Here is a 23046-nt window from a genome sequence, read left to right as displayed (position 1 = left end):
ACAATGAATAAGTTTTTAAAGTATATATATGCAGGATGCATCGCTCTTTCTGCCACTGCGTGCAGCGACTTGGAGCAAATGAATGTGAGTCCTAACAATGCATCGGCTGTTCCATCTAATATGTTGATGGAAGGTGCTCAAAAATGGACTATGGATAATATCTACGATGTATGGTTTAGTGGCCGCCAGTGTTTGGCTTATGCACAGCAATGGAGCCAGATTAACTATACAGAGGAAGACCGTTACCAGATTCGTGAATCTGTAAACAACAGTTACTTTAATTATCTGTATCAGGGTATTGCTAACTTTGATAAGGTAATTAAGGAGAATCAGAATAATCACGCTGCTACAAACTCTGCATATGGTGCTAATGCCAACCAGATTGCTGCTGCCAAGATTATGAAGGTGTGGTTGATGGATGTCATCACTGATACATGGGGCAACGTACCATACTCTGAAGTGGCGAAACTGGAAGACGAAGGTATACTCTATGCTGCTTACGATGATCAGAAAGATATTTACACGAATATGATCAATGAATTGACTGAGGCTGTAAATATGATCGATGAGAACGAAGTAGCTTTTACATCGGGCGATATTATCTATAACGGTGATGCATCAAAGTGGAAAAAGTTTGGTAACTCGCTGAAATGCCGTTTGGCCATCCACCTCTCTAAGGTTGATTCTAACTGGAAAACATACATCAAGGAGGCTCTTGCCAGTGGTGTGATGACAAGCAATGATGATGCTGCTAATTTTAAGTATGTAAGTTCTGGTACCGACTATTGTAAGTTATACGAGGGTTACTTCGTTGACAGACGTAACGACTTCAGCTTGAACAAGACTCTTGCTGACTTGCTAAAAGGTCAACCTGATACTTTGAACCAGAAATCACATCCATGGGAAGGTGTAGTAGACCCACGTTTGCAGATTTACTCTTCTCCTAACGCAAATGGTGACTATAACGGTATGGCAGTAGCTACTCAGACTGGTATCCAGGCTAAACTTTATTCTCAGGATAAAGTTACCAACTGGTCCTCTAACCCACCATTGTGTCTGACCAAAAACTTTGCAGTACCATTGATGACTTATGCAGAACAGAAGTTTATCGAAGCAGAGTACAATGGTTATAACAAGAGTGATTACGAAGAAGGTGTACGTGCATCTATCGAATACTGGTCTAACTTAGCAGGTGGCGTTATCTCTGCCGAAGATATAGATACTTATGTATCAGCCGTTTCTGGCAGAGTTGATGCTGAGACCGTAGCTATCCAGAAGTATCTTGATCTCTTCTGCAATGGTACTGAAGCATGGACTGAGATTCGCCGTACAGGTTATCCAGAACAGATTGTTCGCCCTAATGAGTATTCTGCAATACTAGGCACTACCAAGTATAAATTCTCTCCATTGAGCGATACTAAAGGGGATATCATTTCTCGTGTGAAGTATCCTACCAACGAAAGTACATTAAACGGTGCTAACTGGAAAGCTGCTGTTGCAAAGCTCCAGGATGGTACCAATAATTACTACAGCAAGATGTACTGGGATGTACGTACTTCTACATATGATCACCCTGCTAATAAGTAATCAAAATACTCAACACATCAATTCTATTGATAACGTTGAAAGGCATGAGATGATTATCAAAAAATTATAAATACGAAAAAATTAAATTTCTTAATTATGGAAATTTATCTACTCTACTTGAAAAGGAGATTAGCAGTGATGCTAGTCTCCTTTAAGTGTATTTATGATTACCGATAATATCACCTATAATCCTCGCTTAATGAAATATACCGTAAACATGGTATATTTTTACAAAACAGATAAAAAATAGCAGAAAAGCATTTCAATATGAAATCTTTTCAGTAATTTTGGAATCAAAATGCAAGAGGGAAATTACATAAAACCACTGAGTCTTGACGTTATCCATCGATGGGACAATGCAGCGCTAACCATGCTTTATAGGCATTTCTATAAGGCTATGGTTGCTTATGCCATGCAGATGGTGGGTGGTAGGAATATTGCTGAAGATATCGTTCAGGAAACTTTCTATGGATCATGGAAAAATAAAAATACATTCAAAACGATAGGTATGTTGAAGGCCTATCTATTTAATGCTGTGAGAAATGAGAGTATCACTTATCTGAGACGTCAACAGGTTACGCAGAAGCATGCAATCCATGTGGAACAGATCTATCGGGAGATGCAGACAGATGATAACGGTGATTTGGTTCAGCACAAAGAGGAACTGTATCGCCAGTTATTCATGGCACTTGATGAAATGCCAGAAAAACATCGCGAAGTTTTTCTACATATCATGGAAGGAAAAAAGAATCACGAGATTGCAGAGGCGATGCAGATAAGTGTCAATACTGTGAAAAAGATTCGTCTGAGGGGAATTGAGAAAATGCGCAAGTCGCTCTCTCCCGAGGCAGCAGCACTGATGATGATTATATTTGCTTGATTTTTTTTGCACAAACTTGTACCCTTTTTGAGTGTTCATGCGTATAGAGATAAAAAAGGGTTTATATGAACAAAGAAACGCTAGATAACTTGCTCCATGATATTCAAGAACATTGTGGGGAAGACGAGGATCTCGTCAGACGCTACGATGACTATGCCGCGACAGATGCAGAGAAGGCGCTGAAGCAGATGCTGATGAGAACGGGAACTATGACCAGAAGTCCCCGTCTGGAATTATGCAGACGCTACCGATATGCCATGGTTGCCGCTGTTGCTGCGTTTTTGGTATGTGGCCTATTTTGGTGGTGGCAATACGCTAAAGTTATCCCGCCAACGGTGTCTGAGGAAGTACAGCACGCCATAGCAATGAGTCAGAAAAGTGGTCGACAAGAGGCTTCTGTAACCCCTTTTGTACAAAATTTGGGTACACAGACAGTAAGTGAGAATCTACACTCAACCTACCATATCCAAGAGGATGAAGTGGTGGAGCAATTGCTTACTGCCAAGCAAGTAACCACGCGTAGTAATAAAGAATTTTGGCTGACACTTCCGGATGGCTCGTTAGTACATCTTAATTATAATACGCACATTATATATCCCGAAAAATTTGTAGGCAATACTCGTGACGTGTTACTTGACGGCGAGGCCTACTTCATGGTAGCCAAAGATCGTCTTCATCCCTTTAGAGTCCACACTCCACAAGGTATGGCAACTGCTTATGGCACAGAGTTTAACGTCTCTACGCGAGGCAAGAATAGCACGGAAATCGTTCTCGTAAACGGCTCTGTAGGTGTAACCCCTTCAGGTAGTTCAGAACAACTCATGCGCCCCAAGCAGAAATGTTCAATAAACGATAATCAATGTCTAATGGAAAATATCGATGTAGAGCCGTACGTTGCTTGGAACACTGGACATTTTGTTTTTGAGGACTGTCAACTTTGGCGATTGATGGATGTACTTTCCCGTTGGTATGGCATGAAGGTACAGTTCCTTAGTGAGCCGAGTCGTGAGATTTTGTTTACTGGAATTCTGAGTCGCTACAATGAAATAAATGCCTCGTTAGAGGCTATTGCCACTGTGGCTGAGGTTGATATTCGTACTGAAGGAAATGTGATAACCATTAAATAAATAAAAGATGCAAGTTAAGACAACTATGAGACGGCTTGTATTGGTCTTGATTCTGTTGGCGGGTACGGCGACTTTGCTGCCCGCTACGGCTCAGACGGTCAAAAACAAGCCCGTGACCTTCACCCTGACCAAAGTTGGAGTGAAGGAATTCTTGGCGGAGATGAAGAAACAGACGGGGCTCGACTTCGTCTGTAGCTCAGAACTTATCAGGCAACTGCCGTTGGTGACGATCAGCGTGAAGGATGTGTCTGCAGAACGTGTGTTGGGCGATGTACTCAAACAGCTAGGGTGCAAATACACCATCAATGGCAGTATCGTCACCATCACCCATCGCGACCAGAAAGGGCGTACTCGCCATATTGAGGGCGTGGTACGTGATGATCAGGGTGAGCCACTGCCAGGTGCTGTTGTCAGAGTGAAAGACAAGGGTATACAGACGGTAACGGATAATACCGGTCATTACGTCATCAATGCCCCCACGACAGTCTGTCAGTTGGAGTATGCTTATCTGGGCATGCAGACTCACACGTCAGATTTCGCACAGGGAACGGTTGACATAAAACAGAATATCAGGATGATATCAGACAACCGCCTGAATGAGGTAGTTGTAACAGGTTATCAGACCATTTCGAAAGAACGGGCAACGGGCTCATTTACTATTCTGAAGCATAATGATATCGAGAAACGCCATACAGGAAACCTTTCTTTAGCCCTTGATGGACTTGTAGCCGGTATGCAGAGTGTGGATGATGGGCGCGGTGGTAAAACCATCACAATCCGCGGCACCTCAACGATGAATGCTGACTATACCCCTCTAGTGGTCATCGATGGCTTCCCTGTGATGGATAATCCTAGTAGTGGAGCATCGACCAACCCTAATTTGAATGCGTTGGAGCGTATCAACCCAAAGGATATCGAGAGTATCACTTTCCTAAAAGACGCCGCTGCCGCCAGTATCTGGGGAGCGCGTTCTGCCAATGGCGTTATTGTAATCACAACAAAGAAAGGTCAGAAAGATGGACAGTGGACGGTGGAAGGCTCTACACAGTTAACGATTGCTAAGAAACAGAATGTACATCAGCTGACTAATCTTACTTCTGCTTCACAGACGATTAACTATGAGAAATGGCTCTTTGAGAAAAGTATGATCAGTTCGCCATATTCTCGTAATATCACTAACCTCTATTCAGGACTTACCAAGTCTCAGTTACTTCTATATCAAGGATACAACTGGGGAACAATGGATATGGCTGAGATGAATCGTCAATTGGCAGATTTGGCTTCACTTGACAATACGAAACAAATCAGGGACAATCTGTTGCAACGCCCCCTTCAGAGTATGACCAACGTAGCTCTCAGCGGTGGCATCGGCCAGTGGGGAACGCGGTTCTCGGTAGAGTTTATCCATGAGAAAGGGGATTTTCTAGGTAGTCGCAACAACCAGTGGAAAATGGACTGGCAGAACGAATACCAGATTAATAAATATGTCAGTCTGAATCTGGGGCTGAATCTGGTGAATGACAATCGTCACTCTTCACAGATAGGAATCAGCAATCTGAGTATCCTGTCTCCCTATGAAATGCTAGTGAACTCTGATGGTTCTTACGCTTGTCACTTCCACGGCAGTTATAACAGTGATGTGCTCAATATGTTCGACTGGAGTGGATTCACTTATCACAACATGAACTACAACCTGCTTCAGGAGGCTCGAAGTCGTCGGCAGCGAGTGAACAACACCCAGTTCCGCTTGCAGGCTGGTTTACAAGTGAATATTATCGACGGACTGCGCTTTAATTCCAAATTCCAGTTTGAGTCAAGTCGTTATACGCAGAAGCGTACAAACGATGAGGAGAGTTTCTATACACGTTACTATGTGAATTACTACACTCCCGGTGACATGGATGGCAATGCCCTGGGCATCTCTGCTGTACCGGCGGGTGATCTCGTCATCAATGACAAAGGTAAGAATCACAGTAACCTCTTCCGCAACGACCTCACCTTTGATAAAGTTCTGGGAGAGAAGCATGCCATCAATGCCGTGATTGGTAATGAGATTAGTAACTATTACTACGAGTCTTGGACGAATCCCTATCTTTGGGGTGTGACGGCAACCAATGGTGGCACTGTTGGTCAAGAAGGCTATGTTGATACGATGGATGGCTCTCAGAGCAGCATCATGGGTGTGCCTCAAAATGGCAAGGAACATGTCTATGACTCATGGAATCACAACCGTTTCGTATCGTTCTATGGTAATGTTGCCTATATGTTTGACGACCGTTATGGTGTGTCGTTCTCTGCTCGTAGCGATGCCTCAAACCTAATAACTTCGAAACCAAAATATCGCTGGAGCCCCCTCTGGTCAGTGGGCGCGATTTGGAACTTGGCCAATGAGTCGTGGCTGAGTAAAACTGATCTGGTAAATCGCCTGACGCTACGTCTCACCTATGGCCAAAACGGAAATGCTGCCACGGCCTCTTCTGCGCATACAACGGTCAGTATCTCCTCATCAAGCGTTGACGAGTGGACAGGACAGTACCCTGGCAGTATCTACGACTACGGTAATCCTACCCTGCGCTGGGAGAAGACCGCTATCACGAATATTGGCCTGGACTTTGCTTTGTTGAATAACCATTTGTTCGGTTCTGTTGATGTCTATAACAAAAAGAGTACTGACGTGTTAGGTTCTGTGAATATCGCTGCTGTCAACGGTACGTCATCGGCATCCTTCAATAATGCAGAACTGACCAATAAGGGTATCGAACTCTCGTTGGGTGCTCAAGGGGCTATTGGCGATTTTACGTTGAGCGGCAACCTGACGTATAGTTATAATAAAAATGAAGTTACGAAACTGTATACGGAAATAAATAATGTGAGCGATTTCCTCAATTCCGACTATATTCCAGGCTATGCCATGAGCCCGATTTTTACCTTTGAGTACGGCGGTTTGAATAATGGAGTACCTTGTGTGCTTGATACAGAAGGCAATAAGTATAGCATCAATGATGAGTCGCTGTTCTATCTGCCCTGGAAAAGTTTGCTTCACTATCAGGGTACGACGATTGCTCCTCATACGGCAGGATTGAATTTTACCGTACAATGGAAAACCATCTCGCTGAGTGCCTATATGAATGGTCGCTTTGGTGGTAAGATGACAATGCCACAGTTCAACTATAATTATATCACCAGTTGGGGTGAAAAAAGCAATGTACTTGCTCAGGTTGGTGATCTGATGGACTCTTCGGGCAGTGTGATTACCACTCCGACGAACATGATGCCACTGCCCACCGTCGATGACGATGGGAACCCCATCAGCCTGATGAGCTACTCGGGGTGGAGCATGTACCCACGTTCACTCAACATGGCTGTGGAGGATGCCTCCTATATCTACCTGAGTGAGATTGACCTGAATTATCAGTTGCCTCACAAATGGCTCACTGGACTCAGGCTGAAAGATGTGTCCGTATTTGGAAAACTGGAAAATGTCGGGCTCATTTGGGCGGCCAACTCCAAGAACTATCATCCAGACTATCTGCCTGGCAGTTACCGTCCGGAACTGACATGTACAATCGGCGCAAGTATCAAATTTTAAACAGTATCAGATATGAAGAAAATTATATATTCCATAGTTGTCTCAATGATATTTGTCGCTTGTAACGACTATCTCGACACGGTGCCGAGCAAAGGGGATAATGAGGTAATCAACCGTTCTGAGCAGATTGAGGCCCTTCTCAATAATAGTAGCATCTTTAATGCCAAAACATCTGTTGTTGTTTCATCCTCAGACGACATCGGTCTGACAATTGACATGTTAGATCAGATTGGCTGGCTCTCGGAAAGTTATTTAGGAGGACTGGTTTTCTCTGTTGACGATATTGCCAACAATCAGTGGGGTAATGAAGTTTGGGAGGACGGTTTTAAGAAGGTCTTTACGGCCAACCTTATCCTAAATGACCTCGACAATGTAGAGGATTTGAACGACCAGTCACGGCAGGCTTACATCGCTGAGGCCCGATTCATGCGGGCTATGGCCAACTGGAACTTGGTGCAGACTTACTGTGTGCCTTATGCTCAGGAGAACCTTAACGAACCTGGTTTGCCGCTGAAACAGTCAACGGACTATGAAGAGTCCATGATACGCTCATCCATCCAGGATACATACGCCTTTATTTTAGCCGATCTTCAGGCAGCCCTTGAGACACCTGTCAGTGATGTTAATCTACGATGGCGAGTCAGCAAACCTGCCGTGCAGGCCATGCTGGCACGCTACTATCTCTTCACACAGGATTATGCTCAGGCTGCGCAGTATGCCCAGGAGGCTCTAAAAAGTACAAAGGCAACTCTGCAAGACTACAACTCCCTGAAACTCGTTGAAAACAATCTCTGGAATCCTTCCAGTGGAAAGGAAAATAAGGTTTATTATTCCGAACTGTATCAGTATGCCCCCAACCAGATGGCTGACTACCAGGAGAACTACTATTCACAGTATTTCGCTGTCAACAGCGGCAACTATCTGATTCCCTCAGAGAGTCTCATTGCTCTCTATGATCAGGAGAACGACCTGAGATTCAAGCAGTTCTTTGTGAGATATGGACTATGGGATACGGGATTGAGTGGTTTCGGAGACGATATCCTTTATTGTAAGTTTAAAAACTATATCAGTGGCGATGAGGTACAATCGGGTCCCACCGTTCCTGAAATGCTACTGACAGCCGCTGAGGCACTGGCCCGACAGAATAAGGTCTCAGAGGCCATGCAGTACTTGAATAAGTTGCGTCGTGCCCGTATTCGTCAGGGGGCTGAGCTGGTAGACTTGTCTGCTGACAGTCAGGATGAGGCCATCAGTCTGATTCTTGAAGAGCGCCATCGTGAGATGCCCTTTGTGATGCGCTGGTTCGATATCCGCCGCCTGGCTTTTAACGAAACCACTGCTGACGATGTGACGGTAGAGCACACTTTCTACGCAGCATCCAACAATATTGTTGACTATAGCATGGTCTACAAATACACCCTACCTGTTAAGTCGAAGCGCTACGCTATTCCCCTCACCAACCTCGAAATCACCCGTAGTGGTAATCAGTTGGTGCAGAACAACTACACCGCCGGCGATATCCTGAAGGAGAAAGTTGAAATCAATAAAGACGAAGATGATGAAAGAAATGAAGAAGATTGGAATTATGATGAATAGATTCTACTATATTTCAATGTTTGTGCTACTGGCAACTCTCTCTCTTACAGCCAGTGCACAGAAGAATCAGAGTGAGCGTTTTACGATTCCTAATACCTATGATGCTCAGGCTCTGATGGAATATATGATAGCTCAGTTGCCTGAAACAGACTTTGTGAATGGCAATGACTATTTCAGGGAAATGCTGAAAGTAGCTGACCAAAAGTTGGAAAATGTAGAGTGGCGTGAGCGCATCAAAGGCTTTATCGCTACCGACCTGATACAGATGACGACCACCGAGGATCCCAAGCCTATCCTTGATATGTATCTTGCTGCCAGTTCCACAGACTCTATCCGTCAGAAGGTGCGGAATGCCTATGAAGAAAGTGTCCGCCAGAATAGTGCCCTCTATTCTGGCAAACCAGCTCCCGACTTCACATTTACTGATGAAAAAGGAAACATACTTAAACTGACTGATTTCCGCGGCAAATTGCTGTTTATAGACATCTGGGGAACATGGTGCGTGCCCTGCATTGAGGAAATACCTTTCATAGAAAAACTCCAGCAGCGTTACAACCATTGCAGCGACGTACATATCATGAGTATTGCATGTGACAAGAAACGCGAGCGTTGGACGGCTTTCCTTGCCAAACATCCCACTTCATGGCATCAATATCTGGTTACGCCCGAGGGCGATGAAGTGCTCGATAGCACCTATCACGTGATAGGTATTCCACGTTTTATCATCGTCGACAGGCAAGGCCGTTTCATCACATCCGATGCGATGAGACCGTCTTCCCCTGAATTCAATGATTATTTCGATAAACTCGTAAACAGTAAATAACATGAGATCATTTTCCCTCGAAAAAAGTTAAATTTCTTAATTATGGAAATTTAATCTACTCTACTTGAAAAGGAGATTAGCAGTGATGCTAGTCTCCTTTAAGTGTATTTATGATTACCGATAATATCACTGATAATGTCATCGATAATATTAGATATATTTGATAACCGGCACATCTAAACATAAAAACGCCGGCGCATGAATAGCACAACTAATTATAAACAAGAGTTAAAAGAATGGTTAAAATATATGAAGTTTTTTTTATTTCGATAATTAATATTTACTTTAGCATGTCCCTTTTGAGGAACGTTTTTTGCCGATAAATACAAATTAACCGACAATAATTAAATATAAAAAAAACACCAAATTGCATCTCTGAAATCAGTTATGAAAACCTCAAATTTAATTATTTCCCTTTTGGTCATATCGCCTGTAACTCTGTCTGCTCAGGAACAAAAGATTGAGGGAATTGTTTACGATGACAACGGAAATGTCGTTGAATTTGCGAATGTAGTGCAAGTCGATTCTTGTATGCATTTTGTTACAGGAACAACAACGTCCCCAAAAGGAACTTTTTCTTTACCCATTCAAAGAAAGAAAACCCCAGGTTATCTTATAACTTCTTATGTAGGTATGTCGTCTGACACCATCAGTTTAGCGAAAACATTTCAACAGCCTCTACATATTATTTTGAAAAATAAATCAACCGAGATAGGAGAAGTTGTCGTGAAAGGAAAGCGCAGTCTTTTTAAAAATGAAAATGATATCATTACTGCAAATGTTCAAAACACGATTTTAGCTAAAGCTGGCTCGCTGGATAATTTAATGAATCAAATACCATTTGTCTCAGGTGGTGGTGGCGAGTACAATATATTTGGTCGTGGTGGGGCTGTTGTTTATTTAAACAATAGTAAAGTTTACGATGCAAATATCCTTAAGACCATCAACTCTGACCGGATAAAAAAAGTGCAGGTGATTACAAATCCCGGATCTCGGTATTCTTCAGATGTGAAGGCGGTTATCAAGATATTTACAGTTGATAACCCTGATGGATTGGGAGGAAATGCATATACAAGTATTACTAAAGGTAGAAAATTCTCCAACAATGAGGGTGCCTCTGTAGTGTATAATTCCGGTAAGTGGCAAATCACAGGAGGAATAGGTCATGCCAACTATAAAACTCAGGAATACACCGAGGATAGAACGTCTGTTATTAGCGAGCCTAATCTATTGTATACCAATAATACGACATTAGACTATGACATGACTTTTCTTGATGGTAACTTAGGCATTACCTATCAACCTTCAACCCGGCAAACCATTGGCTTCAATACAAGGATTACAAAATATGAGCATAACCATACTATTGATGATGCTATAATTAATCATTACACGGATGGGGTTAATGATTTTCATACAGATGGAATAAATAAATCAAAAAATGTCCCGATTCAATGGCTTACGAATACATTTTACACTCTTTCTCTTGGCAAGACAAGACTTGACTTTACGGATGATATCTTAGTCGGAACGCAGAGTAGAAAACTATTCTACGGGGAACAAAATGATGTAGAGGTCTCAACGAAAAATAAGTCTCATTATTTGATGAACTCCTTTGTTGCAGACATCAATACTCCGATAACAACCAAAGTCTCTCTTAATTATGGCGGAGAATTCACCTATTCACGCTATAAACAAACTTTCGATTTCGATGAAAATAATATCGAAACAGAAATGAAAAATGCGGAGAATAAAAATGAACAAATTCTTGGAGCTGCTTATGCGAATCTAAATACCCAGATAGGGAAATTCTCCATGAATGCAGGATTGCGTTATGAATATGCCAGCTGGCAGTATTTTGTCGGAAATATGAAGCAGAAATCTCAAAGTCGTGATTATAATGATTTGTTCCCTTCATTGAATATATCCTATCATCCAAATGATGTCTCTAATATTTCTTTGGGCTATAGACAAACCGTCAGAAGACCTAACTATGGTGAACTGAATGATAACATAGAATATCAAAGCCGCTACTACTATGTCCAAGGAAATTCCAAGTTAGATTATTCTTATACGAATTCTATTAATATGCTAGCATCGTACAAGAACTTACGCTTGATAGGTTCATTAGATTTCGTTAATGATGATATCGCCATGAAGAGAAGTTTATTGGGAGAATCAAAAGATATCGTATTGTCTCAGGCAACAAATATTTCAAATTATAAACGATGGAATGTTGGAGTAAACTGGTGGCAACATTTTGGTATCTATACGCCGTACCTTGAGATTGGATTAGGTGGGCAAACTTTCTCATATACCTATATGGATACTCCTTATCATTTCAATCATCCATATGTGAATTTCAAAGTGCATAATACTTTCGAGTTGAAAAATGACTTTAGTATCACGCTGTTTGTAGACTACTATGGCAAGAACTATTCTCTCTTTAGGGAGGTTACGGAACAATGGAACACTCAACTCTCTCTTTCAAAAAATATAAAAAGCTGGTTTTTCGAATTATCAGTCAATAACGTTTTGTGCCCTCGCTCACGTACTAGCACGACACGATGTGATTGGATAAATGATGCTTCATACAGCAATAGGGATAACAAAAATGTTTTCCTTTTGGTTTCTTATTCATTTAATTATAAACAAAAAAGACATCAAGCAAATACGAAGTCAAATGAAATACGTCGATTCTAATAAACATAATATGATGAAAAATTCAATAGTTATCATGCTGGCTGCCCTTCTGTTATCAGGATGTGCAAACTCGAATTTCGATTTTACAGACTCTTCAGAGTTAAGTATTCAAGAGAATCCATATGAGATTATCAATTCTAAAACGAATATTAAATATCCGCTGAGGGAAGATTTACTGTCTCCAAATTATACAGGTGGTTATAAGTTGAATTTTATTAACCAATCGAATTATAATCATCAGTATGCAGCTTATGATTTAATTAAAGCAAGCATCAACCAATTGCCATTTAAGAACAAAAGAGTAGAATTCGTATTTGCAGATAAATTCATGGTTTTAAGACTTGACAAAGATAATCATGAATGGGCACCTAACTATTCTTTGAATATCAAGAGTGACTGTGTCGTAGAATTACCAGGTGAGTGGAATAGTAATCGTAAATTGCAGAATGAAGATTTTTGGCGTAACCTTATCATTTCGCCATCGAAAAAGCGAGTGTTGTGCGTTGACCGCGTAATGCTGAAAGGAAATTACTACGCTATTGTTTATATTATCCAATCAGATAAAAAGAGTTACCCTTTCCCTGCTCTATATCACTGGGACGCAACACAACCAGAGTTGCTCCCTAACACCTGGATAACTCTTGAGGGGTTTGCTGATATGACTAGAAAAATAATAGTAGCTAATCGATAAAGGGAGGGGATGTGTAAGACGAAAAGAGGTTGTGTCTGCTACTTTTGACACAACCTCATACATATCATACACTATAAGAAAGAACTGTAGCTCTCCCCTACATATAATATTTATTATTCCTCAACTGGAGAAAAGTCTCCCTTTCCTACTCCACAAAGCGGACATACCCAATCATCTGGGATGTCTTCAAAAGCTGTTCCAGCTGCAATACCACTATCAGGATCACCTACTTTTGGATCATAAATGTAACCACACACATTACATACGTATTTTTTCATAATGTTTTGAATTTAAGGGTATAATACTATTTTTATTAATCTCATTATTGCAAATATAAAAGATTTTATTAATAAGTGCAGAAAAAAAGTGTTAAATAATAAATAAACGATATAAATGTTTTATATCTTTGCATAACATTAACTCATCATTACTCATATAAAAAGAATATTACGATAACATCATGTACGCTCTATACCATCTTATCTGGAGTGTTGTCGGCATTGCGTGGTTGTTAAGTATACTATGCATTAACAAGATGTATGCACAGACATATCGGTTACGAAAGGTAAACGACAGTTTATCTTATTTACAACTCCAAACCGATTCGTCACTCCATGAGTGGCCACTGCCCTATCCGATATATCAAATGCAAACGGCTGATATAGACAATAACGGTACAGAAGAAGTTCTTATCGGAGTGGTCAAAGGTACCCGATTCTATCCCCAGAAAGCTCGAAGACTCTTTATTTTTAAGAATGTCAATGGTAAAATTCGACCGATGTGGCTAGGATCCCGTCTGGCCGGTAGTCTACAAAATTTTAGATGTGTAAATCATCATATCAGAAGTTTGGAGAAACGGGGGGATAAATGGTTGGTTGCCGAGTTTAAAATGGGACAATTTGGTCCTTCCTTTATCAGATATCTGATTTACGATACTACAGAACAAGAAGCTAAAAAACAATTTAAACGATAATAGTTATGAAAAAACTAAATGCTACTATTTTCACGCTGACCATACACCTCATACTGGGTGTAACCGCAATGGCACAAGGGATTATACTCCCAGGGAAAGCCCACATCAATGTAGAAAAACTGAAAAAAAACATTGATCTAAATATGGATTTAAGTCAGCTCAATGTATGTGAACTGCGAGTTGTCCGCAATGCCTTCGCAGCCCGACAAGGCTATTGCTTTAAAGATGCTACTCTTCGAGGAGTCTTCAGTAGCACTACCTGGTATAACGATACCATGATGGGACGATTCTTTCGAGAAGATGGCGGTCAAAAACTGCCTTACCACTACTCGAAGGCAGAAATGGACTTTATCAATAGGGCTAAACAGCGTGAAGAGGAACTCTTAAAGAAAAACTTTATCGCACCCTACGGTTATCAAGTAAATTTAGATAACCTCATCAATCCTTTCCAACTGGATAAAAGACCTGACAATCTGATGGACAAGCTCGGCCGATACGGCTTTGCTGTCTCACCGGCAAATTATGACCAGTTGTTTCATATTTACGAGAATAATGATTATCGTACCTTCCCTTCTTTTATTACAACCGATTTATTTTTGCAACTCTATCATCTTTACTTCGATTGTGTTTTAAGAGATATCGAACAGCAAAGGCTGTATCCTGCTTTACAGAAACTTTGTCTACTCGGATTCGAATATTTCGATAAAGCACAATGGAAACAAGCCAATACCAATCTGAAAGCAGGCAGTAAGGAAGAGTTTGAAATCACAGACGATGCTGAATGGTGCAAAACCTATTTTGCAATAGCTCTAGAGCTCTTGAAAGGAACGGCTCCTGAATATGTCAATTTCAAGTCATATCGCCTCAACGAAAAATACTTACAACTGGCTAAAGAGGAATATTTCCATGCCAACAGCAATAGTGATTATCCTAGTCTGTTTCTCGGACCAGACTATTACAACACCAACTTCGCTTACAGCCTTTTTCGTCCACGTGGACACTACATGCGAACAAAGAATCTAGAGTATTACTTCCGGACAATGATGTGGCTGCAAACCATACCGATGGCTGCCGACTATGTAGAGCAAATGCGTAGAGCAATTCTGTTGGCTCAGGCTCTAGAAACACCAGCTATCAAGAACGCATACCAAACCATTGCGGAACCAATAACCTATCTGATGGGAAAACCTGACCATGTGACCATAGAACAGGTGGGAATAGAATGGAATAAACTTGGTCAAAAATTGAGTAATAAGAAAGCCGTTCGCAAAGTAAGTAACATTATCAAAGTTCTAGCCGATAAGCAGATTCGTATACGTCCTCTATTCCAAAAAACAAGTATTTACAAAATAAATCTGATGCCTCAACGCTATCAACCGGATGCCGAGGTTATGCTGAAAATGGTAGATAACAAAACTTTTCCATGTAAACGAGAACAACCAAACGGATTGGATATCATGGCCTCGATGGGATGGGAAGCCGCTGAGAATATTCTTCTCAACGAACTTCAAGAAGCTCAGAAATGGAAGGGATTCACGACTGCATTACAAAGCGCCAAACAAGTGATGCAAACCGTCCCTTGGGAGGCTACAATGACGAATCAGTGGCTCCATATACTCCCGACACTTAGCAAGACTCAAGGTATGCCTTACTTCATGCAGTCACCTCAATGGCAGAAAAAATGCCTGAATAGTGCATTGGCTTCCTGGGCGGAACTGAAACACGACGCTATACTTTATGCCAAACAACCTGCTGGGGCTGAATGTGGAGGTTACGGACCTGACGATCCTATCACCAAAGGCTATGTGGAACCAAATACTTATTTCTGGGAAAATGCTATCGCGTTACTTGATAAGACTGCAAACTTTTTCAAACAATATAACATGTATACCGAAAAAGTACAAAATGTGACTGAGAGAATACGCGAAAACATGGAATTCTGCCTGAAAATCAGTGAAAAAGAACTGAAAGGAATCGAGCCAACCGACGAAGAGTATGACAACATCAAGGTGATGGGTAGCACTGTGGAATATATCTCCATGGACCTGCTACGACAAAATGAAGAAATACAAGATTGGAATGATATCGTGGGAGCAGACAAGAAAGTCTCGATTGTGGCAGATATCTTTACCAGCAATGGCGATAATATCGAAAACAAACATGTCGTCTATGCTGGTGTTGGACCAGCTTATGAAATCTATGTTGTCGTAGAAATCGGAGGTAAGCTATACCTTACCCGCGGAGCTATCCTTTCTTATCGTCAACTGAATATGCCTTCAGACCTTCCTCGACTTACAGACGAAGAATGGCAAAAAGAGCTGGAGTCTAATCCAAACAAATTTGTTCCAGAATGGATGCAAGAGATTAGTCTGCCTTCACTAAATATGGTAAAAGAAAATGAAGAGATATTTTATAGCTCTGGCTGTTAGCTTATTCGGGGGCCTAACCTCTATTCAGGCCAAGGTCTCTGCAGACAGTCTTCGAATTATTCTTACCGGTGATATTTTGCTAGATCGCGGTGTGAGACAAATTATTGAACATGCTCCATCGATCGAAATTGCTTTCAACAAACTGCTTGATATTCGTACGGATAGCCTGTTTCATCATGCAGAAAGGGTTATCGGCAATCTCGAATGTCCAGCAACCTCTATCAAACAGCCAGTTTTCAAACGTTACATGTTTCGGGCAGAACCAGAATGGCTTGGCCAATTAGCTCGACATGGCTTCACACATATCAACCTGGCTAACAACCACAGTATCGACCAAGGCAGAAAAGGACTGACAGACACACAAGTGCAAATCAAAAAATACGGGATGATTCCTCTTGGAGCCGGACTAAATATGGAAGAAGCCCTTCAGCCCGTCTGCATTGCCGAATATCCCCGTAAAGTATGGTATATCAGTAGACTCAAGATGCCACTTGAAAATTATGCCTTTCTTACCGACCGGCCCTGTGTGGCACAAGAATCTATTGACTGTATGGTACAACGAATAGCATTATTACGAAAACAAGATCCAGAAGCCTATATTATCGTAAGTCTGCATTGGGGACAGGAACACACACTAACCCCAACGCTCAACCAACGCAGACAGGCCCACCAGATTATTGATGCCGGAGCCGATATTCTGGTGGGCCATCATACCCATACGCTGCAAACGATAGAAAATTATCATGGACATTCTATCTACTACAGCATCGGAAATTACATATTTGATCAACAAAAGAATCTGAACAGCAAAGCATGTATGGTAAAAATTGTGGTGAAACCTCAAGATGCAGAAGTAAGCACCATACCTGTAAACATCATGAAATGCTGTCCCAAGATGTTGTAATTCCCTTTACAGTTTCATCGATATAACTTATTGTACAATCGCTTCAACAAGATAATATACGAGAGGTATGGTTACAAAGAAAATACCAATGAAGTCGATATAGGCTCCACTCTTGATCATCTTGGTTATTGGAACATAGCCACTGGCATACACGATAGCATTTGGCGGAGTTGAAACTGGAAGCATAAAACCTAATGATGCTGACAATGCTATGGCCACCGATACTGGAACAGGACTAAAGCCAGCACTAATTGCTGCAGTGATGGCAAGAGGACCGATCATGTTAGTAGCTGCTGTATGCGAAGTAAGCTCAGACAATAACAACGCCATTACTGCAAATACAGCGATGAGAATAAGCTGGTTATTACTGCCACCAATTCCTGCAATAATGATATTGCCGATCCACTCACTCAAACCGGTGGTATACATCATTCCTCCCATGGTAAGTCCACCACCAAAAAGTAACAAGGTACCCCACTCTACGCCATGCACTGCATCTTTCCATCCTAATGTACGTTGACCAGTTCCATGCTTTATAGGCAGGAAGAAAAGCATCAATGCTCCTACCATAGCAGCTACTGACTCTGGAATATATTTATTATACGATTTAAGAATCTCACTATCAGAACCTAAACAGATGCTCAGTATGCCCGGTGCAATCCACAGAATAACAGCCGTAGAAAAAGCGATAATTGTATTCTTCTGGGCACGAGTCCACGGACCAAGTTCGTCTACCTTACTCTGAATAAACTCATGTGCACCCTCGATATGATCACAATCTGACGGATACAATCTACTCAGTACTACATAGGCGATAACGAAGTAAATAATCATCGCTATAAATCCCCAAATCATCCACTCAAAGAAGCCGATATGTATCTGTACCATCTCATCCAAGAACCCCATCATAATCAAGTTAGGTGGAGTTCCGATAGGCGTAAGCACACCGCCTACAGAACATGCATAAGCCGTCATCAACATCAGGCCTGTGGCATACTTATAATTGTGTAAGTCTATATGCTTGCCATTAGCGGCTTGCATCTCACGAATCGCTTCGAGTAAACCCAAAGCGATAGGGAACATCATCGCTGCTGTAGCAGTATTACTAATCCAACCGGAACAGAGCATACAAGCCAAACCGATGGCTAAGAAAATGCGCCTTGGATTATCTCCTACCCACTTCATCGACACAATGCCATAAGCAATACGTTTATCGAGTCCATTTACCATCATAGCCTTCGCCAATATAAAACCTCCCATAAAGAGGAAAATAATCGGACTTGAAAAGGCTGCAAAGGCCGATTTGACTGGTGCTACGCCTGTAAGGACGATCAAGATAGGTGCAAGCACTGATGTTACGGGGATAGGAATAGGTTCGGTAATCCACCATGTACCAATCAGTGCAAGAATGGCAAGCAAATGATGTGCCTCCGGACTTAATGCCTCAATAGGTACAAACCAGGTAAACAAAGCCAAAACTGGCCCCACAATAGAACCTATAATACGTCTCTTTTTATCAAAAGAAGATCCTGAATTTGGTGCCGGATTCACAGTTGCATTTATGTGTTTCTCACTCATAAGCTAAAATTTAAGTTTATAATGCGACAATACACGCAAAAAAATCAGTTACGTTTGATACGATTTGTAGTTTAATGCGTTCTTATGAATAAATACAAACTTAGTAATTTTTAATGATAATGTAAGAGATAAGCAAAGTTTTTCTTGTTAATTATTGTTAACCAATAAAATTCTATGATATACATATTAACTCAGACAAACAGAAAATACCCCTGCACAAAGCCGCAAAAATTGCGTTTTATGCAGGGTTGATAAATTCTTGTAAGTTATATATCTGAAGGTTTTTTTTCAAATGTGACCAAAACACATCATTTCGAAGTTCATTTACTTCCAACAATCTTTCTAAGGGCGATAACTAATTTATCCACATCTTCACGAGTATTGTAAAGAGCGAAAGTTGGACGAACGCTCATTTCATAGCCCAAAGCACGCAAGGCTGGTTGGGCACAGTGATGTCCAGCACGGACTGCAATACCTTCTTTGTCCAACAAGGTTCCTGTTTCAGGTACTGCGATACCATCAAGTACAAAGCTAACCACCGAGACACGATGTTTAGGGTTGCCGATAAGTGTGAGTCCTTTGATTTGAGCCAATTGCTCTCTTGCATATTCTGTCAATTTATGCTCATGAGCTTCGATATTACGGATACCGAGGTGACGTACATAATCGAGAGCAGCACCCAGACCAATAGCATCTGCCACATTAGGTGTACCAGCTTCGAAACGAGCTGGTGGCACATTATATTCCGTATGCTCTATAGTAACGTCTGTAATCATGTTTCCTCCACCTTGCCACGGTTGCATCTTGTCGAGGATATCTTTGCGCCCATAAACCACTCCGATACCATTAGGACCATAAATCTTATGTCCACTGAACACAAAGAAGTCAGTACCGAGTTGTTGCACATCAACCGGCGTATGAGCAATAGACTGTGCACCGTCTATCAGCACAGGGATATTATGCGAGTGAGCGATTTCAATGATACGCTTTACATCGTTGATAGTACCAAAGGTATTATTCACATGGCCCACGCTGACAAAACGCGTACGAGGTGTTATGAGCCGTTCGAACTCCGAGAGTACCAAGTCGCCATTCTTGTCTGTCGGTATGGCCTTCAATGTACACCCCTTCTCCTGACAAATACGCTGCCAAGGCACAATATTAGCATGGTGGTCGAGCTCGCTAACAATAACTTCATCGCCAGGTGTAAGATACTGTCTGCCATAAGTCTGCGCCACAAGATTAATCCCCTCAGTGGTGCCACGAACAAAGATAATTTCTTCAGAACTAGCAGCATTAATAAAGTGCTGCACCTTTTCGCGAGCTTCCTCGTAAGCATCAGTGGCACGAGCTGCCAACGTGTGGGCACCGCGATGAATGTTCGAATTATACGTCTTATAATAATCCGAAATTTTATCGATGACTTGCAGAGGTTTCTGCGTCGTGGCGCCGTTATCGAGCCATACCAGGTCATGCCCATTCACTTGCTGATTGAGCACGGGAAAATCCTTCTTGATCTCTTCAGAATTCAGGGTATCGACCTCTTCATAGTGCAAAGTTCGGAGTTTTTCCGACTCTGGAATACCGATACCGAAACCATTGTCTTGAGGAAGCGTTGTCGTGACCGACTGTTCTGCAGGACTCGAGACTGTTGTATCGTATAGTCCTATCAATGCTGATAAATTCAGTTTTTCATCAGGAATAACAGTCCTTCGCTCGCTTTGCCACTCCTCGGGACAATATTTCTGAGCCACCTGGCGAAGTAACTCGAAGCCAGAGTCATCAATATTATATCCACTTATATTATTGATATCAATCATTATTTCTCTATTTTGTTACGATATTGGTAGTCATGATAGTAACCTACCTCTACGTTCTCAAGAACAGCGATAGCATCGTCGGTGAGTGCGGCGAGCGAGAAATACTTGGTAAGCAAGTAAGAAGCTACACCAAACTTATCGAGACCCATCAAACGGGCACTGAGCGATGGTGCTATTTCACCAGGGATACCACTCTGATGTAAACCGATAACGCCCTGATTCTGCTCACCGGTACGCACTAGAATAATCTTTGTCGTGCCTACGCCACGCCCTGTTAGATATTGTCCTTCTACTTCTACCTTATCGCTCGGAATCAGTGGAACACCACGCCACAAAATAACCTTAGTACCGAATAAGTCGGTGGTCACAGGAGGAACTCCTCGCCAAGTACATTCGCGTTCGAAAGCCGCGATTGCACGCGGATGAGCTATAAAGAATGCAGGTTCCTTCCACACAAGACTCAATAACTCGTCTAAATCGTCTGGCGTAGGTGAACCGTAGCGTGCCGAGATACGGTAAGCAGGATTTACAGCTGAAAGCAGACCGAATTTTTTATTATTGATGAGCTCCCATTCCTGACGTTCCTTTATACTTTCAATGGAGAGGCGCAACTGTTCCTCCAACTGGTTGTAAGGATTGTTATAAAGGTCACTAACACGAGTGTGTACTCGAACTACAGTCTGCAGGGTATTAAGACTATACTCTGTAGGATTCTCTTCATAGTCAATATAGGTCTCAGGGATAACGTTATCCTCTTCATGACCGCTCAACAGGTCAATATGCTTCTCGCCATTATCGTTAACAGAAGCCTTCAGGCGCAACTGCTTATCGACAGCCTTATTGAAAGTTTCACGAAAATCGGGTACTTCTTTAATAACCTTGATGAGTTCATTCAGTTTCAAGCCAAGAAACGTTGTAGGCGTGACTGCACGAACACTGACTGTTGATATCTGCTCATCGAGAAGGTCTGCCTCACCAAAATACTCACCGTCGCCCAAGAGAGCTATTCGGAGATCTTCGCCATGAGGACCCTTGCTGATAACTTCAGCTTGTCCACTTGCCACGATGAAGAAACGCTGCTTGTCCTTACCTTCTTCCACGAAAAATTTATCTACATTCACCTCCTTCGTCTCGAAAGAATTTACCAAGCGGTCTAATGTTTCGTCATCGAATTCTGAAAACAGCGGAATGGCTTTCAAATCCTTGGCCGTAAATGACGGTTGACCGTAGACGAACTGAATAGGCAAACGGTCATTCTTACGAAGCTCTACCTTCGTTCGGTTTACGCGGAAAGTACCGCCGCTCACCTGCACCCAAGGCAATAGTTTAAGTAACAAACGAGGAGTGATACTGCCCATCTGTGGAGCAGTCTTAGTAGTAGTAGCCAGTCTTCTGGCGGTAGCAGTAGTCACACTGCGCTGTAGATTTGATTCTGCCATGTCCTTTTATTTTTTAATGATTACTTTATGAGTTGTCCCTTCCACGTGTTCTACGGAAAGTACGTTATAACCTTGTTCTTTTGCGTTGCGCGGAACATTATCGAGAGGTTCACCCTCAGCCAGTAAAACTTCAAGAATATCACCCGGACTGAGTTTTGATAGTTCAATCTTTGTTTTTACGAAGGTCATCGGGCAATGCTCCTTCGTAATGTCTAGTGTCTTTGTTGCCATAAATGTATTTCCGATTTATCATTGGGTTAAATGAATAATGTTCTTCCGCCTTCAGAAAGTTTCAAGAACGTTGCTACGCCAAGTACATCCTTCACTTCAGAGATAAAATCCTCTTTTTTCAAGCCAAGCACGTGCATGGCCATCTCGCAAGCATAGAGATTGATACCGAGTGCTTTAGCAGCCTCAACAAGTTCTTCAAGTGTCGCAACATTATTTTTTCGCATCAGATAGCGGAATATCCTGGGACCTATACCACCAAAATTGAAACGGCTTGTTGGGGTCACCTTCAGACCGCCCATCATGAAGCCGAATAACTTCGTTAATCCGTTTCCGCCCACGAACGAACGTCCCTGCTTTTTCTTAATCGCATCCAGCCCCCAGAACGTGAAGAAGATGTTTACTTCGTAACCCACTGCTGCCGCACCGGTTGCTAAGGTGAATACTGCAGTTAACTTGTCGAAATCACCGCTAAAAGCGATAATGCTTAGTTTTTTTTTCAATTCAGGATTCATAATTCGCAATTTATAATTATAGGGTGTACTTATTCTGATCAATACTCTATTACAACGGCAAAGGTACAGTGATTCCGGGGTATCTACAATAGCCCATTTGTGGCATTTTAGATACCCATGATATAGTATACCATGTACCATCCATAAGGGAGTATGTGGGGAGG

The 23046-nt window shown here is 41.9% G+C and carries 17 protein-coding genes; 11 read left to right on the top strand and 6 right to left on the bottom strand.

Annotation, left to right across the window (positions count from 1 at the left end):
* Positions 1–3: 3 nt before the first annotated feature.
* From L6469_RS12005 to L6469_RS11970, 8 genes are all read left to right on the top strand, one after another.
* Entirely contained in the window at positions 4–1587 is a 1584-nt protein-coding gene (locus L6469_RS12005; protein WP_074803064.1) for a SusD/RagB family nutrient-binding outer membrane lipoprotein, read from the top strand.
* Between the two features lie 298 nt (positions 1588–1885).
* The gene (locus L6469_RS12000; RefSeq protein WP_074803014.1) at positions 1886–2467 is read left to right on the top strand and encodes an RNA polymerase sigma-70 factor; all 582 of its coding nucleotides are present in this window, start codon (positions 1886–1888) and stop codon (positions 2465–2467) included.
* 65 nt (positions 2468–2532) lie between these two features.
* Positions 2533–3594 (top strand): FecR family protein, encoded by a 1062-nt coding sequence (locus L6469_RS11995; RefSeq protein WP_074803012.1) that lies wholly within the window; start codon positions 2533–2535, stop codon positions 3592–3594.
* 7 nt (positions 3595–3601) lie between these two features.
* The gene (locus tag L6469_RS11990) at positions 3602–7183 is read left to right on the top strand and encodes a SusC/RagA family TonB-linked outer membrane protein (protein ID WP_081456361.1); all 3582 of its coding nucleotides are present in this window, start codon (positions 3602–3604) and stop codon (positions 7181–7183) included.
* 12 nt (positions 7184–7195) lie between these two features.
* Entirely contained in the window at positions 7196–8779 is a 1584-nt protein-coding gene (locus tag L6469_RS11985) for a RagB/SusD family nutrient uptake outer membrane protein (protein WP_006283859.1), read from the top strand.
* Complete coding sequence (locus L6469_RS11980; RefSeq protein WP_162091570.1) at positions 8751–9602, top strand: TlpA family protein disulfide reductase; 852 nt, start codon at positions 8751–8753, stop codon at positions 9600–9602. The genes L6469_RS11985 and L6469_RS11980 overlap by 29 nt, the downstream gene beginning before the upstream one ends.
* 387 nt (positions 9603–9989) lie before the next feature.
* Complete coding sequence (locus L6469_RS11975; RefSeq protein WP_223918728.1) at positions 9990–12305, top strand: TonB-dependent receptor domain-containing protein; 2316 nt, start codon at positions 9990–9992, stop codon at positions 12303–12305.
* A gap of 10 nt (positions 12306–12315) precedes the next feature.
* Complete coding sequence (locus L6469_RS11970) at positions 12316–12996, top strand: hypothetical protein (RefSeq protein ID WP_223918729.1); 681 nt, start codon at positions 12316–12318, stop codon at positions 12994–12996.
* A 113-nt stretch (positions 12997–13109) separates the two neighbouring features.
* Here the strand turns inward: L6469_RS11970 and rd are convergent, their stop codons facing one another.
* Positions 13110–13274 (bottom strand): rubredoxin, encoded by a 165-nt coding sequence (rd, locus tag L6469_RS11965; RefSeq protein WP_074548930.1) that lies wholly within the window; start codon positions 13272–13274, stop codon positions 13110–13112.
* Positions 13275–13456: 182 nt separating this feature from the next.
* Here rd and L6469_RS11960 point away from each other — a divergent pair, with 182 nt between their 5' ends.
* The 3 genes from L6469_RS11960 to L6469_RS11950 are packed head-to-tail and all read left to right on the top strand — an operon-like array spanning position 13457 to position 17302.
* Positions 13457–13969 (top strand): hypothetical protein, encoded by a 513-nt coding sequence (locus tag L6469_RS11960; protein WP_223918730.1) that lies wholly within the window; start codon positions 13457–13459, stop codon positions 13967–13969.
* Positions 13970–13974: 5 nt separating this feature from the next.
* Positions 13975–16398, top strand: coding sequence for a DUF3160 domain-containing protein (locus L6469_RS11955; RefSeq protein WP_074803006.1), 2424 nt, complete (start codon positions 13975–13977; stop codon positions 16396–16398).
* Complete coding sequence (locus tag L6469_RS11950; RefSeq protein ID WP_006283852.1) at positions 16367–17302, top strand: CapA family protein; 936 nt, start codon at positions 16367–16369, stop codon at positions 17300–17302. Before L6469_RS11955 ends, L6469_RS11950 begins: the two co-directional genes overlap by 32 nt.
* Before the next feature lie 27 nt (positions 17303–17329).
* On the opposite strand, the gene L6469_RS11945 is transcribed toward L6469_RS11950, so the two are convergent.
* The 5 genes from L6469_RS11945 to L6469_RS11925 form a co-directional block, all read right to left on the bottom strand.
* Positions 17330–18880, bottom strand: a complete 1551-nt coding sequence (locus L6469_RS11945; protein WP_039871311.1) for an SLC13 family permease — start codon at positions 18878–18880, stop codon at positions 17330–17332.
* A gap of 320 nt (positions 18881–19200) precedes the next feature.
* The gene (locus tag L6469_RS11940) at positions 19201–20412 is read right to left on the bottom strand and encodes a cysteine desulfurase (protein WP_143067147.1); all 1212 of its coding nucleotides are present in this window, start codon (positions 20410–20412) and stop codon (positions 19201–19203) included.
* Positions 20413–20699: 287 nt separating this feature from the next.
* Positions 20700–22139: a family 2B encapsulin nanocompartment shell protein gene (locus L6469_RS11935; protein ID WP_006283849.1), complete on the bottom strand. Its 1440-nt coding sequence runs from the start codon at positions 22137–22139 to the stop codon at positions 20700–20702.
* Positions 22140–22145: 6 nt separating this feature from the next.
* Complete coding sequence (locus L6469_RS11930; RefSeq protein WP_006283848.1) at positions 22146–22370, bottom strand: sulfurtransferase TusA family protein; 225 nt, start codon at positions 22368–22370, stop codon at positions 22146–22148.
* A gap of 26 nt (positions 22371–22396) precedes the next feature.
* On the bottom strand, positions 22397–22882 hold the full coding sequence (locus L6469_RS11925) for a DsrE/DsrF/DrsH-like family protein (RefSeq protein ID WP_006283846.1): 486 nt from the start codon (positions 22880–22882) through the stop codon (positions 22397–22399).
* Between the last annotated feature and the right edge of the window lie 164 nt (positions 22883–23046).

The organism is Segatella baroniae B14, from assembly GCF_022024235.1.
In the GTDB taxonomy this organism is placed as follows: Bacteria; Bacteroidota; Bacteroidia; order Bacteroidales; family Bacteroidaceae; genus Prevotella; species Prevotella bryantii.
The sequence above is the reverse complement of the archived record's forward strand: the minus strand, read 5'-3'. Positions and strand labels throughout refer to the sequence as shown.

Coding starts and splice junctions, on each gene's coding strand:
- L6469_RS12005 (WP_074803064.1), top strand. CDS start 4: ATGAATAAGTTTTTAAAGTATATATATGCAGGATGCATCGCTCTTTCT.
- L6469_RS12000 (WP_074803014.1), top strand. CDS start 1,886: ATGCAAGAGGGAAATTACATAAAACCACTGAGTCTTGACGTTATCCAT.
- L6469_RS11995 (WP_074803012.1), top strand. CDS start 2,533: ATGAACAAAGAAACGCTAGATAACTTGCTCCATGATATTCAAGAACAT.
- L6469_RS11990 (WP_081456361.1), top strand. CDS start 3,602: ATGCAAGTTAAGACAACTATGAGACGGCTTGTATTGGTCTTGATTCTG.
- L6469_RS11985 (WP_006283859.1), top strand. CDS start 7,196: ATGAAGAAAATTATATATTCCATAGTTGTCTCAATGATATTTGTCGCT.
- L6469_RS11980 (WP_162091570.1), top strand. CDS start 8,751: ATGAAGAAGATTGGAATTATGATGAATAGATTCTACTATATTTCAATG.
- L6469_RS11975 (WP_223918728.1), top strand. CDS start 9,990: ATGAAAACCTCAAATTTAATTATTTCCCTTTTGGTCATATCGCCTGTA.
- L6469_RS11970 (WP_223918729.1), top strand. CDS start 12,316: ATGATGAAAAATTCAATAGTTATCATGCTGGCTGCCCTTCTGTTATCA.
- rd (WP_074548930.1), bottom strand. CDS start 13,274: ATGAAAAAATACGTATGTAATGTGTGTGGTTACATTTATGATCCAAAA.
- L6469_RS11960 (WP_223918730.1), top strand. CDS start 13,457: ATGTACGCTCTATACCATCTTATCTGGAGTGTTGTCGGCATTGCGTGG.
- L6469_RS11955 (WP_074803006.1), top strand. CDS start 13,975: ATGAAAAAACTAAATGCTACTATTTTCACGCTGACCATACACCTCATA.
- L6469_RS11950 (WP_006283852.1), top strand. CDS start 16,367: ATGAAGAGATATTTTATAGCTCTGGCTGTTAGCTTATTCGGGGGCCTA.
- L6469_RS11945 (WP_039871311.1), bottom strand. CDS start 18,880: ATGAGTGAGAAACACATAAATGCAACTGTGAATCCGGCACCAAATTCA.
- L6469_RS11935 (WP_006283849.1), bottom strand. CDS start 22,139: ATGGCAGAATCAAATCTACAGCGCAGTGTGACTACTGCTACCGCCAGA.
- L6469_RS11930 (WP_006283848.1), bottom strand. CDS start 22,370: ATGGCAACAAAGACACTAGACATTACGAAGGAGCATTGCCCGATGACC.
- L6469_RS11925 (WP_006283846.1), bottom strand. CDS start 22,882: ATGAATCCTGAATTGAAAAAAAAACTAAGCATTATCGCTTTTAGCGGT.